The organism is Pseudomonas sp. IT-P218 (genome assembly GCF_949767605.1).
GTDB classification, from domain to species: domain Bacteria; phylum Pseudomonadota; class Gammaproteobacteria; order Pseudomonadales; family Pseudomonadaceae; genus Aquipseudomonas; species Aquipseudomonas putida_AE.
In genome coordinates, this window is sequence record NZ_CATKQQ010000005.1 from 1 (window position 1) to 13259 (window position 13259).

16 protein-coding genes are annotated in these 13259 nt (G+C 60.5%); 8 read left to right on the top strand and 8 right to left on the bottom strand.

From position 1 onward, the window contains the following. Positions 1 to 46: 46 nt before the first annotated feature. Complete coding sequence (locus tag ACM6I6_RS03690) at positions 47 to 802, bottom strand: spermidine synthase (protein ID WP_414919432.1); 756 nt, start codon at positions 800 to 802, stop codon at positions 47 to 49. 160 nt (positions 803 to 962) lie between these two features. Here ACM6I6_RS03690 and ACM6I6_RS03695 point away from each other — a divergent pair, with 160 nt between their 5' ends. Next, entirely contained in the window at positions 963 to 2309 is a 1347-nt protein-coding gene (locus tag ACM6I6_RS03695; RefSeq protein WP_414919433.1) for a class II 3-deoxy-7-phosphoheptulonate synthase, read from the top strand. Between the two features lie 112 nt (positions 2310 to 2421). Here ACM6I6_RS03695 and ACM6I6_RS03700 read toward each other — a convergent pair whose 3' ends face one another. The 3 genes from ACM6I6_RS03700 to ACM6I6_RS03710 all read right to left on the bottom strand — a co-directional run bounded on the left by ACM6I6_RS03700 (position 2422) and on the right by ACM6I6_RS03710 (position 4338). After that, the gene (locus tag ACM6I6_RS03700; protein WP_414919434.1) at positions 2422 to 3648 is read right to left on the bottom strand and encodes a winged helix-turn-helix domain-containing protein; all 1227 of its coding nucleotides are present in this window, start codon (positions 3646 to 3648) and stop codon (positions 2422 to 2424) included. Between the two features lie 67 nt (positions 3649 to 3715). Beyond that, on the bottom strand, positions 3716 to 3955 hold the full coding sequence (locus ACM6I6_RS03705; RefSeq protein WP_408597690.1) for a DUF1127 domain-containing protein: 240 nt from the start codon (positions 3953 to 3955) through the stop codon (positions 3716 to 3718). Between the two features lie 161 nt (positions 3956 to 4116). Further along, positions 4117 to 4338, bottom strand: coding sequence for a DUF1127 domain-containing protein (locus ACM6I6_RS03710; protein WP_274075379.1), 222 nt, complete (start codon positions 4336 to 4338; stop codon positions 4117 to 4119). Positions 4339 to 4433: 95 nt separating this feature from the next. Between ACM6I6_RS03710 and ACM6I6_RS03715 the strand changes: the two genes are divergently transcribed. Then, complete coding sequence (locus tag ACM6I6_RS03715; protein ID WP_274075380.1) at positions 4434 to 5288, top strand: LysR substrate-binding domain-containing protein; 855 nt, start codon at positions 4434 to 4436, stop codon at positions 5286 to 5288. On the opposite strand, the gene ACM6I6_RS03720 is transcribed toward ACM6I6_RS03715, so the two are convergent. Next, positions 5278 to 6027, bottom strand: coding sequence for a sulfite exporter TauE/SafE family protein (locus ACM6I6_RS03720; protein WP_414919435.1), 750 nt, complete (start codon positions 6025 to 6027; stop codon positions 5278 to 5280). The genes ACM6I6_RS03715 and ACM6I6_RS03720 overlap by 11 nt on opposite strands. A 111-nt stretch (positions 6028 to 6138) precedes the next feature. Between ACM6I6_RS03720 and ACM6I6_RS03725 the strand changes: the two genes are divergently transcribed. From ACM6I6_RS03725 to ACM6I6_RS03740, 4 genes are all read left to right on the top strand, one after another. Beyond that, positions 6139 to 7095, top strand: a complete 957-nt coding sequence (locus ACM6I6_RS03725; protein ID WP_274075381.1) for a LysR family transcriptional regulator — start codon at positions 6139 to 6141, stop codon at positions 7093 to 7095. A gap of 68 nt (positions 7096 to 7163) precedes the next feature. Then, entirely contained in the window at positions 7164 to 7625 is a 462-nt protein-coding gene (locus ACM6I6_RS03730) for a MarR family winged helix-turn-helix transcriptional regulator (RefSeq protein WP_274075382.1), read from the top strand. A gap of 178 nt (positions 7626 to 7803) precedes the next feature. Continuing rightward, positions 7804 to 8223, top strand: a complete 420-nt coding sequence (locus ACM6I6_RS03735; RefSeq protein WP_150772566.1) for an organic hydroperoxide resistance protein — start codon at positions 7804 to 7806, stop codon at positions 8221 to 8223. Positions 8224 to 8257: 34 nt separating this feature from the next. After that, on the top strand, positions 8258 to 9268 hold the full coding sequence (locus tag ACM6I6_RS03740) for an alpha/beta hydrolase (protein ID WP_406592990.1): 1011 nt from the start codon (positions 8258 to 8260) through the stop codon (positions 9266 to 9268). 136 nt (positions 9269 to 9404) lie between these two features. On the opposite strand, the gene ACM6I6_RS03745 is transcribed toward ACM6I6_RS03740, so the two are convergent. Next, the gene (locus tag ACM6I6_RS03745) at positions 9405 to 9974 is read right to left on the bottom strand and encodes an elongation factor P (protein WP_017125860.1); all 570 of its coding nucleotides are present in this window, start codon (positions 9972 to 9974) and stop codon (positions 9405 to 9407) included. A 48-nt stretch (positions 9975 to 10022) separates the two neighbouring features. Next, on the bottom strand, positions 10023 to 11165 hold the full coding sequence (earP, locus tag ACM6I6_RS03750; RefSeq protein WP_274075384.1) for an elongation factor P maturation arginine rhamnosyltransferase EarP: 1143 nt from the start codon (positions 11163 to 11165) through the stop codon (positions 10023 to 10025). 123 nt (positions 11166 to 11288) lie between these two features. Between earP and ACM6I6_RS03755 the strand changes: the two genes are divergently transcribed. Both ACM6I6_RS03755 and ACM6I6_RS03760 read left to right on the top strand, forming a co-directional pair. Further along, the gene (locus tag ACM6I6_RS03755; RefSeq protein ID WP_274075385.1) at positions 11289 to 11699 is read left to right on the top strand and encodes a hypothetical protein; all 411 of its coding nucleotides are present in this window, start codon (positions 11289 to 11291) and stop codon (positions 11697 to 11699) included. 2 nt (positions 11700 to 11701) lie between these two features. Then, a complete protein-coding gene (locus ACM6I6_RS03760; protein WP_323606805.1) occupies positions 11702 to 12184 on the top strand; it encodes a transcription elongation factor GreAB in 483 nt (160 codons plus the stop codon). Between the two features lie 33 nt (positions 12185 to 12217). Here ACM6I6_RS03760 and cysB read toward each other — a convergent pair whose 3' ends face one another. Next, entirely contained in the window at positions 12218 to 13192 is a 975-nt protein-coding gene (gene cysB / locus ACM6I6_RS03765) for an HTH-type transcriptional regulator CysB (protein ID WP_008049066.1), read from the bottom strand. Positions 13193 to 13259: the final 67 nt, after the last annotated feature.

A 13259-nucleotide genomic window follows, 5' to 3' on the forward strand; every position in this document is an offset into this window, starting at 1 on the left:
TTAAAATCAAATGATCGCAGCCTGCGGCAGCTCCTACAGGTGATCTTCATGTCGCCGGGCGAATCGCCTTGATCAACGACTGTAACGAATACCCCAACCGCGGCGCCAGCGCTTCGGCCCGGGCGGTCAGGGCCTGCATATCCACCACCTGGTCCAGCTCCGATGGCACGATCAGGATCACGTTGCCCTCCTTCACCGGCAGCTCCCAGTAATGTCGGTGATAAAGCCCGCGCAGCAACGCAGCGCCCAGTGGCTTGCCATCGTCGGTGGCCCATTGGTTGATCACCAGCCAGCCTCCCGGATTCAGGCGTTTCTGGCAGTTTTCCAGGAACGACCAGGCCAGGTGCCCGACACCCGGACCGACGTCGGTATACAGGTCGACGAAAATCAGGTCGGCAGGTTCAGCGGTGTCGAGCAGCTCCAGGGCATCGCCCACGCGGATATACAGGCGCGGATCATCGTCCAGCCCCAGGTATTCGATCGCCAGGCGCGGCACATCCGGGCGCAGCTCGATGGCTTCGACATCTTCCAACGGCAGGAACTTGAGGCAGGCCTGGGTCAGCGTACCGGCACCGAGCCCCAGGAACAGCGCGCTTTCCGGCTGTTCATGGCACAGCGCGCCAATCAGCATCGCCCGGGTATAGTCGTACTCGAGCCAGCTCGGATCAGCGGTGAACACGCAACTTTGCTCGATGGCATCACCGAATTCGAGAAAACGGTAATCGGCCACTTCCAGCACGCGGATCACGCCAAATTCGTCCTGCACCTCGGCGAGCAGATGCTCGACGCGCTCCTCAGTCATTTCGTCTCCTGATCGTCACCGGGCCTTCTTGGGCAAACAGCAACGCGATAAACCGCAGCGGAAGCGGCAAAGGCGCGATTGTCGGCGAAGCGACGGGAACAGGTCACGCACTAATTTGCTGATAACATGGACGTCCGAGCGGAAAACACTAGAGACCATGATGAGCCAACCCTGGAGCCCTGACAGCTGGCGCGCCCTGCCGATCCAGCAACAACCCCAATACCCCGACGCGGCGCATCTGCAGCACGTCGAGCAGACCCTGGCCAGCTACCCGCCGCTGGTGTTTGCCGGGGAAGCCCGGGAATTGCGCCGTCAGTTTGCCGAAGTGACCCAGGGGCGCGCGTTCTTGCTGCAGGGCGGCGACTGCGCCGAAAGTTTCGCCGAGTTTTCCGCCGCGAAGATCCGCGACACCTTCAAGGTGCTCTTGCAAATGGCCATTGTCATGACGTTCGCTGCCGGTTGCCCGGTGGTCAAGGTTGGACGCATGGCCGGACAGTTCGCCAAGCCTCGTTCGGCCAATGACGAGACCATCGACGGCGTGACACTGCCGGCCTACCGTGGCGATATCGTCAACGGCATCGGTTTCGATGAAAAGAGCCGCGTGCCGGACCCGGAACGCCTGCTGCAGTCCTACCACCAGTCCACCGCCACCCTGAACCTGCTGCGCGCTTTCGCCCAGGGCGGGTTTGCCGACCTGCACCAGGTACACAAGTGGAACCTCGATTTCATTGCCAACTCGGCCCTGGCGGAAAAGTACAGCCACCTGGCCGACCGCATCGATGAAACCCTGGCGTTCATGCGCGCCTGTGGCATGGACAGCTCGCCACAACTGCGCGAAACCAGTTTCTTTACCGCCCACGAAGCGCTGCTGCTCAATTATGAGGAAGCCTTCGTTCGTCGCGACAGCCTGACCAACGATTATTACGACTGTTCGGCGCACATGCTGTGGATCGGCGACCGCACCCGCCAGCTCGACGGCGCGCATGTCGAATTCCTGCGCGGGGTGAACAATCCGATCGGGGTCAAGGTCGGCCCGAGCATGAACCCCGAAGACCTGATCAGCCTGATCGACGTGCTCAACCCCGACAACGATCCCGGTCGCCTGAACCTGATCGCACGGATGGGCGCGAACAAGGTCGGCGATCATTTGCCACAGCTGATCCGCGCCGTGCAGCGTGAAGGCCGACAGGTGCTGTGGAGTTCCGACCCGATGCACGGCAACACCATCAAGGCCAGCAGCGGCTACAAGACCCGCGACTTCGCGCAGATCCTTGGCGAAGTGAAGCAGTTCTTCCAGGTCCACGAAGCCGAAGGCAGTTACGCCGGCGGCATCCACATCGAGATGACCGGGCAGAACGTCACCGAGTGCATCGGTGGTGCGCGGCCGATCACCGAGGACGGCTTGTCGGATCGCTACCACACCCATTGCGACCCGCGGATGAATGCCGATCAGTCGCTGGAGCTGGCGTTTTTGATTGCTGAAACTTTGAAGCAAGTTCGGCGGTAGTTTTTGATCACCTGATGTACCGCTATCGCCAGCAGGCTGGCTCCCACATGGGTTTTGTGTACGACACAGGTCCAATGTGGGAGCCAGCCTGCTGGCGATTGGGCCAGATCATTCATCCCTCTATCTGTGCCAATGCCACCCGCAACCTGTACGCGCTCGCCCTAGGGCAATTCAACTGAACTCGCTCCAGCCCCAACCAATCCGCCATACGTCGCAGATTAATAGCCAACGCAAGCATCCCCTCGTCATCCAACCCCGCCTCCTCCTCATGCACTGCATGCACCGCCAACCGCCCGGCAACCCGCTCGGCACGCAGGTCGATCCGCGCGGCAATCCGCTCATTGTGAAGAAACGGCAGCACGTAATAGCCATAGACCCGCTTGTCCGGCGGCGTGTAGATCTCCAGCCGGTAGCGAAAATCGAACAGGCGCTCGGTACGGCTGCGCTCCCAGATCAGCGAATCAAAAGGTGACAGCAACGCGCTGGCCTCGACCTTGCGCGGCACCTTGGGCCCGGGCAGGCAATAGGCCGGTTGCTTCCAGCCCTGGACTTCGCAGATGAGCAACTCGCCATCCTCGACCAACTCCGCCAGACGCGGACGACTGTCGGCAGGATTCAGACGGAAGTAGTCGCGCAAGTCCTTTTCGGTACCCACGCCCAAGGCTGTCGCGGCATGCAGCAGCAAACCGCACTGGGCCTCGGCTTCATTGAGCAGCGGCTGTGCCAGAACCTGCGAAGGAATGACCCGCTCCGGCAGGTCATAAAGCCGTTCGAAGCCACGCCTGCCAGCCACTGTCACCTCGCCGGCGGCGAACAACCATTCCAGCGCATGCTTTTCCGCGCTCCAGTCCCACCAGGGCCCTGCCCGTTCCTGGCGGGTCGACAGGCTGCCGGCACCCAACGCACCGCGCTCTTCAACGCAGGCCAGCACCCGGCGCACCGTGTCCTGCTGTTCGCGGCCGAAACGCGCCAGTTGTTGATAAATGTCTTCGCCACGGCTGGCCCGCCCCATGCGCCAGCGCATCAGCGGGTACAGCGACAAGGGCAGCAGGGACGCTTCATGCCCCCAGTACTCGAACAAGGTACGGTGTCGCCCCTGGCTCCAGGCCGCCCGGTCGAGCAAGTCGGCTGAATAATGCCCAAGCCGGGAAAACAGCGGCAGGTAGTGCGAGCGCACCAGTGCATTGACCGAGTCGATCTGCAAAATGCCCAGGCGCTCGATCAAGCGGTTGATCGCGGCAGGCTTGACCGACGCTGGTGACTGGCGCCCGGCAAAACCCTGGGCGGCCAGCGCCAGGCGTCTGGCTTGTTTCAAGGAAAAAGACAGGGAAGCAGGCATCTGAAGGCTCATCGGCAAGGCTCTCCCCACCTTAGCGGCAGGCGGGAAAAACGCCAATGGCCACGTCTCATCGCTTGAGTGGATCATCCCAGAACGGGCGAGTCGCCTCCCGGCGGACATCGGCTCGACTCAAGCCAATATCGCGCAGGCAGTCATCGCTCAATTGCGCCAGCTCGCTGCGATCCCTGCTCAGTTGGCGCCAGCGCTGCAGTCGTGTGATCGCTGCCCAGACTGGCTCTCGAAGTCTGTGGAGTGCAGTTCGCACGCCATGCCTCGCGCGTATTCCTTCAATGCTTCGTCGTTCCATGACACCACTCCTCGATGTTGGGGAGAGGATCTTCGGCCAGTGTAAAAACAGGCTCCAGCAAAGCTCTATGACCATCTGTTTCGGGCTCGCGACAACCCCGTCAGCCCGGGCCTTTGCCGGGATGACGGGGTAGTGTCGGGACATTTCATGGGGTGTCGAGCCTACTTTCCATTGCCCATCGGGTCTTGCCAGAAGTGCAGTTCTGCTTCGTGAGCGACGTCGGCACGACTCAAGCCGATGTCCTTCAACGCTTCATCACTCATGCTCGCCAGCATTTCGCGCTCACGGTGCAGCTCGTACCAGCGGCCGACCTTGTGCAACAGATCGGAAATCAGGTGAACCGAATGTTTTTCAGCGCCATGGATTTCATGTTGACCTTTCATCTTGTTGCCCTCCGTTTGGATGGCTCAAGTCTCTGCCCGGGACTAAGATCAATCCAACGAATGTTTCTGATGGTAACCATCTCGGAGATTGATGCATGTCGGCCTACCCGAGTATCGATACCGAAGTGCTGCGCACCTTTGTCGCCATCGCCGACCAGGGTGGTTTCACCCGCGCCGGTGAATTGGTCCATCGCACCCAGTCAGCTGTCAGCATGCAGATGAAGCGGCTGGAAGAAGATGTGCTGCAGCGCCAGTTGTTCCAGCGCGACGGACGCCAGGTGCGGCTCACAGCCGAAGGCCAGGTGTTGCTGGGTTATGCGCGGCGAATCCTCAAGCTGCACAGCGAGGTGTTCAACACCCTGCGTGAGCCACACATGGTCGGCACGGTGCGCATCGGTACCCCGGACGACTACGTGATGCGTTTTCTGCCAGGGATATTGCGCCAGTTTGCCCAGTCCTACCCGCTGGTGCAGATCGAAGTGCACTGTGAATCATCAAAACAACTGCTGATGCGCCAGGACCTGGACTTGTCCATCGTCACTCGCGAGCCGGGCAGCGAAATCGGCCAGTTGTTGCGCAAGGAACGTTTTGTCTGGGCTGAGGCGCAGTGCTACAGCGCCCACGAACAGACGCCCTTGCCCCTGGCGATGTTCAACAGTGATTGCTTCTGCCGGATGTGGGCCTGCAACGCCCTCGATGCCCAAGGGCGCGATTATCGCGTGGCGTATAACAGCGACAGCCTGTCGGCCATCATGGCGGTGGTCAGCGCCGGCCTGGCGGTCACCGCGCAACTGGAAAGCCTGATCACCGCGGACATGCGCATCCTCGGTGAAGCCGAGGATCTGCCGGTGCTGCCCGAGGCCAGCATCATGCTGGTGCGCAACCTGCATAATCCGTCACCGATCACCGAGTGCCTGGCCGAGCACATCGTCGAAGGCTTCAAGCTTTAAAAACAAGCATGACCGCACATAACAGCAGAAAGCCGCAAAACAAGGTGCGCAGCAGGCGCTCCGGCAGGCTGTGGGCGATCTTCACGCCCCAACTGATGCTCATCAACCCACCGATCGCCAGTGGCACACCAATCATCCAGTTCACCTGGTGATGCACCCCATAGGTAATCAGGGTGACGCTGGTGCTCGGTAGCGCCAGTGCCAGGGACAGGCCCTGGGCAACCACCTGGGTGGTGCCGAACACACTGGTCAACACCGGTGTTGCCACCACGGCCCCGCCCACGCCAAACAAACCGCCCATGGTGCCGGATGCCGCACCGAGTACGCCCAGCCAGGGCCATGAATGGTTCATCTGCGCCGAAGGCGGCGTGCTGGCCATGAACATCCGCGCGAGGTTGTAGGCGCAAAGTGCGACCAGGAATGCGACAAATCCGATACGCATGGTTTGCGCATCGACTCCCACCGCCCAGATCGATCCAAGCCAGGCGAAGCAGAATCCCATCAACGCAAGCGGCAGTGCGTGGCGCAACTCGATCCTGTTGCGCTGGTGGTAGCGCCATAGCGCCAACATCACGTTCGGCACCACCATCACCAGCGCCGTCCCTTGGGCAATCTGCTGATCGAGACCGCACAACACGCCCAGCAACGGAATCGCGATCAATCCCCCGCCAATGCCAAACAGGCCGCCGAGGGTTCCCAGGGCCGCGCCGAATACCAGATACAACACAAATTCAATCACAGCGCATTTCTCCACACGTCAGGCGATTCATCCTACGCAACTGGTTCTAGCGGGGAAACGCACAGCAACGCACAATGGCTATGCCAAACTCGCACAAGCATCGAGCCAAACATGAATCCCAATCAACTGACCGAACAACTGGGTCTGTTTCTGGATGTGCTGGAAACCGGCAGCTTTTCCGCAGCGTCCCGCCGTCATCCCCTGACGCCCTCGGCAGTGGCGCGGCGCATCGACAGCCTGGAAAGCGCCGTCGGCAGCCAGTTGTTCATTCGCAGTACCCACGCGGTGCGCGCGACGCCGGCGGGGCTGGCGTTTGCCGAACGGGCACGGCGGATAGTCGCCGAACTGCGCTTGGCCCGGGCCGAAGCGGTGTCCCTGAGCAGTGCTCCGGAAGGCCTGATTCGTATCGACGCACCGGCTGCGTTCGGGCGGCGACATCTGGCACCGGTGATTGCCGATTTCCTGCTGCTTTATCCCGGCCTCGACGTGCAATTGCAGCTGATCGACAGTTTTGTCGACATGCAGGGCTTGAACCTGGGCAAGGTCGACCTGGTGTTGCGCGCCGGGCAATTGGCCGATACGCGGTTGGTGGCCACGCCGCTGGCGAGCATGGTGCGTGTCGCCTGCGCCAGCCCCGACTACTTGCAGCGCCGCGGCGTGCCGAAAGATCCGGCGCAGCTGGTCGAACATGACGGCCTCGACTGGGCCGGCCTGGCCCCGCCCTTCGCCTGGCGCTTCGAACGGGATGGCCAGATGCAACTGCATCGGCCGTCGCGCGTGCGCATGAGCGCCAACAATGCCGAAGCGCTGATCTACAGCGCACTGGCCGGCCTGGGCATCGCCCACCTGCCGACCTGGCTCGTCAGCGAATACCTGTTGCGTGGCGAACTGCTGCCGTTGTTCTGCGAAAACGGCCTGCCGAAACCGGAAAGCTCCGGGATCTACGCCTTGCGACTGCAGCAGCAGCCTAACTCTCGCAGCCGCCTGTTGCTGGAGTATCTGAAAACCCGCTTCAGCCCCATTCCGCCCTGGGACCTGGCGTTGCAAACCAACCTGGGCCGGCATTAGTCGAAAATTGCTGGCGCGTTAAAGATTTGACCGCTAGTTTTATCAGGATCACTGATCAAGGCTTCCAAATGACCACCAAGCGCGACACCCCGGATAACTGCGACGACCTGCTGCTGGACAATCAGGCCTGCTTCGCCCTGCATTCCACTTCGCTGATGCTGACCAAGGTCTACAAACCCTTGCTGCAGGCGTTGGGCCTGACTTATCCGCAATACCTGGCGATGATGGTGCTGTGGGAACAGGACGGCTTGACCGTAGGTGAAATCAGCGCGCGCCTATTGACCGATCCCGGCTCGCTGACCCCGCTGCTCAAGCGCCTGGAAGCCGAAGGCGTGCTCAGCCGCACCCGCAGCCGTGAGGACGAGCGCGTGGTGATCGTCGAACTCACCGAACAGGGCCGTGCCTTGCGCGACAAGGCCCGGGGCATTCCCCAGTGCATCCTCGGCGCCAGTGGGATGACCCTGGAGCGACTGCAAAAGCTTCAAGCGGAACTGCAGGAACTGCGTCGGCATCTGCAAGAAAACCTCTGACTTTCAAACCACCGAAAATCCCACAGTTTGTTTTGCGCTTGTGCTGGAAAATCAGCTGATCTGCATTTTTTTCAAAATTTATCTTGCGCACTAAACATTAGCGCGATACATTTATTTCGCACTTACTTAGCGCGCAAACATTTAGCGCAACTAACCAGACCCGAACGAGGCTTTCACCATGCAAACTCTCTACACCGCAATCGCAACCTCCACCGGTGGCCGTGACGGTCGTGCGATCTCCAGCGACAACATTCTCGACGTCAAGCTCGCCACCCCGAAAGAACTCGGCGGTGCTGGCGGCGCGGCGACCAACCCGGAGCAACTGTTCGCCGCCGGCTACTCCGCCTGCTTCATCGGCGCACTGAAATTCGTCGCCAGCCAGACCAAACGCAAGATCCCCGACGACGCCTCGATCACCGCCCACGTCGGCATCGGCCAGATCCCTGGCGGTTTCGGCCTGGACATCGACCTGCACATCAGCCTGCCAGGGCTTGAACAAGCCGACGCACAAACCCTGGTCGATGCGGCCCACCAGGTCTGCCCGTACTCCAACGCCACCCGCGGCAACGTCGAAGTACGTCTGCACGTCACCGTCTAACCGCTGATCACCCAGGCCCGAACAGGAAACGAACATGAACGCTTTCAGCAAAGTCTTGACCGGTACCCTTCTCGCCCTGTCCGTGCACAGTGCATTCGCCGGCGACGTTGAACGCAACACCCAGGCATTCCTCGATGTGCTGAATGCAGGTACCGGCAAGCCGCTTGAACAACTCAGCCCGAAAGACGCCCGCGCCGTGCTGACGGGTGCACAGGCCGGGGTGAAACTGACGCTGCCAAAAGTCGATGTCAGCCAGAAGACCATTCAAGTCGACGGCCAACCGCTGAACCTGACCATCGTCAAGCCGGCCGGGGTCAAGGGTGAGCTGCCCGTGTTCATGTTCTTCCACGGCGGTGGCTGGGTGCTGGGGGATTTCCCGACCCACGAGCGGCTGGTGCGTGATCTGGTGACGGGTTCGGGTGCCGCGGCCGTGTTCGTGAACTACACGCCATCTCCGGAAGCCCATTACCCGGTGGCGATCAACCAGGCTTACGCCGCGACGAAATGGGTGTCCGAGCACGGCAAGGAGATCAACGTCGATGGCAAGCGCCTGGCAGTAGCCGGCAACAGTGTCGGCGGCAACATGGCGGCGGTGGTTGCGCTGATGGCCAAGGACAAGGGCACTCCGGCAATCAAGTTCCAGGTGTTGCTGTGGCCGGTCACGGATGCCAACTTCGAAACCGCTTCCTACAACCAGTATGCCGAAGGGCACTTCCTCACCAAAAATGCGATGAAGTGGTTCTGGGATAACTACACCACCGACGCCAACCAGCGTAACGAAATCTACGCCTCACCTCTGCGCGCAACCACTGCCCAGTTGAAAGGGTTGCCGCCAGCATTGGTGCAGACCGCCGGTGCCGACGTGTTGCGCGACGAAGGTGAAGCCTACGCCCGCAAACTCGACGAGGCTGGCGTGGCGGTGACATCGGTTCGCTACAACGGCATGATCCACGACTACGGTTTGCTCAACGTGGTGAGCCAGGTGCCGGCGGTGCGATCGGCGATGTTGCAGGCCTCTGAAGAGCTCAAGCAACATCTGAAATAACACGCTTTTTCTGTAGGAGCCCGGCTTGCCGGCGAAAGCGATCTCGAATACGCCTTCGCCGGCAAGCCGGGCTCCTACAAACAGGCACAAAAAAGCCCGACTCAATGGTCGGGCTTTTTCATTCCTCAAGCAGTGCTTATTTGGCACGGCCTTTGTAGGAACCGCCTTCGCGGGTATCGATCTCGATCATGTCGCCGATTTCGATGAAGTCAGCAACCGACAGCTCGGTACCGTTCTTCAGTTTGGCAGGCTTCATCACCTTGCCGGAAGTGTCGCCGCGAGCGGAACCTTCGGTGTAGTCAACCTGACGCACGATGGTGGTCGGCAGCTCTACGGAAACCAGACGATCTTCGAAGAACACGGCTTCGCAAACATCGGTCATGCCTTCTTCAACGAAAGGCAGAACGGCTTCGATGTCTTCAGCGTTCAGTTCGTACATGGTGTAGTCGGTGGTGTCCATGAACGTGTAGCTGTCGCCGCTGATGAAGGACAGGGTCGCTTCTTTGCGGTCAAGGATCACGTCGTCCAGCTTGTCGTCGGCGCTGTAGACGGTCTCGGTCTTGTAACCGGTCAGCAGGTTTTTCAGCTTGGTCTTCATGATCGCGCTGTTACGGCCCGACTTGGTGAATTCAGCTTTCTGAACCAGCCAAGGATCGTTGTCGATACGGATCACGGTACCGGGTTTGAGTTCTTTACCAGTTTTCATTGCGAATATCCGAATTTGGATGGGATTTACAAAAATCTAGGCCGCGTATCATATCCAATTTACATAAAACTGTACCAGCGCCGCGGCAAGATCGGTCTGCAAGGCCTGTTCCAGACACCAGGTCTCGGCGTGTTTTTGCAGCTGTGGCCAGTGTTTGCGGGTCGATTGCCAGTGGTCGGTCATTGTCTCACCGGCATTCCAGGCCCGCCAGAGACCGCTGATCGCCTCGCCGGCCGCAGGCGGCAGGTCCTTGACGTATAGCGCGAGGAAGGCTTCGAGCTTGTCCAGATGGACATCTTCCTCCTGCTGATAGATGTGCCACAGCATTGGCCGCCCTGCCCATTGCGCGCGGACAAAGGAATCTTCGCCGCGTACGGCGTTGAAATCACAGCACCAGAGCAACGGGTCGTACTGGTCCTGTCGGACGAACGGCAGTACCTGCACGGTCAAGGCATCGCGCACATGCAGCGACCCGACCTGCAGGTCCTGCACATTCAGCCAACGCTCGACATCCCCCAGGATGCGCCCTTGCGGCACCAGCAGATGAGTGGGCGTCGAATCGCTGGCCAATGTGTCCAGCCAACTGGCCAAACCGGCATTTTCATAGGCAAACAGCGAAATCAGTAGCGCACCCGGTGAGCGGTCGACCCCCAGGTCTTGCAGGAAGGCCCGCTGAGCCTCGGCACTCTGCTGAAACTGTCGACGCCGTTCGAGCAATCCGCTTTCACGCAGCAGGCCACCCGTATCTTTGTGGAACCCCGGGAAGAAAAAGTGCTTCTGTACGTGTTTGTATTTGACCGACGGCAAGCCGTGGCAGCCGATCACCCAGTCCTCGGCGCTCAAGTAGTCGAGGTTCATCCACAGCGGTGTTTTTTCCCGCTGGGCCATGGCGTCCATGTAGGCGCCGGGCAACTGGCAAGCAAACGCGGCGATCACCACATCGGCCGCCTCGACCGGTTGCCAGTCCGCCGACCATTGGCACACTTCGACACCTTCCTGCCATTGTTGGCCTGCGTGAATGTCGATTTCCGGGCACAAGCGTTCGAAGGCACGCAGGTCGTCGACCCACAAACGCACCGCCAGCCCATGTTCGGCCACCAGTTGCCGCGACAGCCGCCAGGTCACGCCGATGTCGCCATAGTTGTCGACCACGGTGCAAAAAATATCCCAGCGGGTTTTCATATCAGGCATTCCAGGCTCCCGTTGGCAAAGGCAGCGATTGTCCGCATAAATCAGCCCGTGCAGAAGAGCCGACGACGATTTATCTTCGTGCGACAATCGTCACACGCCCGCGACCCTCGCCAGGAGGCAACCATGCCCTACCGCCCTACTCCGCGCCGATCCTTTTCGATTCAACTCAATGCCCTGCAACTGACTGGCAGTATCGCCCTTGGCATGTGGCTGGGCTTTATCGCCATTGTGTTGACCGTCTGGCTGGTGTCCCGGCTGTTTTTCAGCGAACAACTGGCACCGGTCGCAGCCGCGGTGGAGCAACTGGCCAAACCGCCGGTGGTGACTCGACCGGTGCCGGATATCCCGGCACAGAGCCCATTGTTCGAGCAGTATGAAGAAAACCTGCGCAGGAACGAGCAGGCGCAACGACTCGACCAGGCACGCGCCAGCAACCGCAACCTGGCGAACCCCAAATGCCAGTTCTGGTTGCAACAGGACCAGACGGCACCCAGCGAAAAAAGCCGCGCCAACGTCCTGCAATTCTGCGATTGATCATGAATAAGCATACCGTGCACCAACTGATTCTCGACAAGCTGCGAGTCGATCTCGACATTGCCGAGCGCGCCGCGCAAACCGCCTACGAAACCGCGACCCACGAAGAAAACATCGCCGAAAACAAGTACGACACACTGGGCCTGGAAGCGTCTTACCTGGCCGCCGGGCAGGCCAGGCGGGTCGAAGAGATTCGCCTGTCACTGGCGCTTTGCCAGAACCTGGCACTGCGTCCCTATGACGATCAACGGGGTATCGAGATCGGTGCCCTGCTCGGCCTGGAAGACGACAAGGGCCGCGAGCAGTGGCTGTTCCTGGCGCCGGATGCGGCGGGGCTGAAGGTTGACCTGGTGGGGCAACTGATTACCGTCATCACCCCGCGCTCGCCGCTGGGCAAAAGCCTGCTGGGCAAGTTCGAAGGCGACGAGGTGGAGATTCTGGTGGCGGGCGCTCGGCAACAGTTCGCTGTCACCGAGGTGGTTTGACCGGCTGTCCTGCCGGCGCAGCAGGACGGGCTATCAGTGAACAGGCAGTTCGACGCCGTCGAACAGCTCTTCCAGCTCCTGCTTGTTGTGGCACTGGATGGCCTTGGCCATGACTTCGCGGGTCAGGTGCGGAGCGAACTTCTCGATGAAGTCGCACATGAAACCCCGCAGGAAGGTGCCGCGACGGAAACCGATCTTGGTCACGCTGGACTCGAACAGTTCGCTGGCATCGAGTACCACCAGGTCGCTGTCGAGTTTGGTATCGACGGCCATTTTCGCCACGATGCCCACACCCAGGCCCAGGCGAACGTAGGTCTTGATCACGTCGGCGTCAGCGGCGGTGAACACCACCTTGGGCGTCAGGCCGCGGTGGCTGAAGGCTTCGTCGAGCTTGGAACGGCCGGTGAAACCGAACACGTAGGTGACGATCGGGTATTCGGCCAGGGCCTCGAGGGTCAGTTTCGACAGCTTGGTCAGCGGGTGTCCCTGGGGCACGACCACGCAGCGGTTCCAGCGATAGCAAGGCATCATCACCAAGTCGCCGAACAGCTCGAGGGCTTCGGTGGCAATGGCGAAATCCACGGTGCCATCAGCGGCCATCTCGGCGATCTGCATGGGCGAGCCCTGATGCATGTGCAGGGCGACATCCGGGTACTGCTTGATGAAGTTGCTGATCACCGGCGGCAAGGCGTAGCGCGCCTGGGTGTGGGTGGTCGCGATCGACAGGGTGCCTTTCTTCTCGTTGGAGAATTCCTGGGCGATCTGCTTGATGCTTTCGACCTTGCGCAGGATTTCGCCAGCGGTGGTGATGATGCGCTCACCGGCCGGAGTGACGCGGGTCAGGTGCTTGCCGCTGCGGGCGAACACTTCGACACCCAGTTCGTCTTCCAGCAAGCGGATCTGTTTACTGATGCCCGGCTGAGAGGTGTAGAGACTTTGGGCTGTAGCGGAAACGTTGAGGTCGTGGTGCGCCACTTCCCAGATGTAGCGCAGTTGTTGGAGCTTCATATGAATCCCTCAAAGCAGGTAGACGCCACGGGCATCAGCGACGGTATATAACTATATTAATGGTTTG

What these genes read in the sequence shown, in the direction of transcription:
- ACM6I6_RS03690 (WP_414919432.1), bottom strand. Translation starts at nt 802, where the DNA reads ATGACTGAGGAGCGCGTCGAGCATCTGCTCGCCGAGGTGCAGGACGAA.
- ACM6I6_RS03695 (WP_414919433.1), top strand. Translation starts at nt 963, where the DNA reads ATGAGCCAACCCTGGAGCCCTGACAGCTGGCGCGCCCTGCCGATCCAG.
- ACM6I6_RS03700 (WP_414919434.1), bottom strand. Translation starts at nt 3,648, where the DNA reads ATGCCTGCTTCCCTGTCTTTTTCCTTGAAACAAGCCAGACGCCTGGCG.
- ACM6I6_RS03705 (WP_408597690.1), bottom strand. Translation starts at nt 3,955, where the DNA reads ATGGAACGACGAAGCATTGAAGGAATACGCGCGAGGCATGGCGTGCGA.
- ACM6I6_RS03710 (WP_274075379.1), bottom strand. Translation starts at nt 4,338, where the DNA reads ATGAAAGGTCAACATGAAATCCATGGCGCTGAAAAACATTCGGTTCAC.
- ACM6I6_RS03715 (WP_274075380.1), top strand. Translation starts at nt 4,434, where the DNA reads ATGTCGGCCTACCCGAGTATCGATACCGAAGTGCTGCGCACCTTTGTC.
- ACM6I6_RS03725 (WP_274075381.1), top strand. Translation starts at nt 6,139, where the DNA reads ATGAATCCCAATCAACTGACCGAACAACTGGGTCTGTTTCTGGATGTG.
- ACM6I6_RS03730 (WP_274075382.1), top strand. Translation starts at nt 7,164, where the DNA reads ATGACCACCAAGCGCGACACCCCGGATAACTGCGACGACCTGCTGCTG.
- ACM6I6_RS03735 (WP_150772566.1), top strand. Translation starts at nt 7,804, where the DNA reads ATGCAAACTCTCTACACCGCAATCGCAACCTCCACCGGTGGCCGTGAC.
- ACM6I6_RS03740 (WP_406592990.1), top strand. Translation starts at nt 8,258, where the DNA reads ATGAACGCTTTCAGCAAAGTCTTGACCGGTACCCTTCTCGCCCTGTCC.
- ACM6I6_RS03745 (WP_017125860.1), bottom strand. Translation starts at nt 9,974, where the DNA reads ATGAAAACTGGTAAAGAACTCAAACCCGGTACCGTGATCCGTATCGAC.
- earP (WP_274075384.1), bottom strand. Translation starts at nt 11,165, where the DNA reads ATGCCTGATATGAAAACCCGCTGGGATATTTTTTGCACCGTGGTCGAC.
- ACM6I6_RS03755 (WP_274075385.1), top strand. Translation starts at nt 11,289, where the DNA reads ATGCCCTACCGCCCTACTCCGCGCCGATCCTTTTCGATTCAACTCAAT.
- ACM6I6_RS03760 (WP_323606805.1), top strand. Translation starts at nt 11,702, where the DNA reads ATGAATAAGCATACCGTGCACCAACTGATTCTCGACAAGCTGCGAGTC.
- cysB (WP_008049066.1), bottom strand. Translation starts at nt 13,192, where the DNA reads ATGAAGCTCCAACAACTGCGCTACATCTGGGAAGTGGCGCACCACGAC.